General features: G+C 38.0%; 1 protein-coding gene. It reads right to left on the minus strand.

Features of this window, described 5'->3' with window-relative positions; all coding sequences use genetic code 11:
• Positions 1-234, minus strand: a 234-nt coding sequence (locus tag MJX74_RS21545; RefSeq protein WP_240225071.1) for an MgtC/SapB family protein, incomplete at its 3' end; no start/stop codon positions are given.
• Positions 235-292 lie beyond the last annotated feature (58 nt).

The following is a 292-nucleotide window of genomic DNA, read 5'->3' on the forward strand; positions in this document are numbered from 1 at the left end:
GGCAATTCTGGAAGGATCGAGCGCAATATCATGCATATTTAGAAGATCTGTAAATCCATACTTGGATACGATCATAAAGAGTGCAGAGGCAATTGCGACTACGATGTGTGTTCTGACGCCCGCGCTTTTTCGTTGAATAGCACGTTCGTAACCGATGATCCCACCACAAAAAGCAGCAACAATTATTCTAAGCAGCCAATCTAATTCAGTTGGAATTGGTGCTAGAGTTTGCATAAAATCACTCCTTATTTCATTAAAATTACATATTTATTCTACATTATAATCCTTGATT

Origin of the sequence: Rheinheimera hassiensis, from assembly GCF_022436675.1 — a bacterium.
Lineage (GTDB): Bacteria > Pseudomonadota > Gammaproteobacteria > Enterobacterales > Alteromonadaceae > Alishewanella > Alishewanella hassiensis.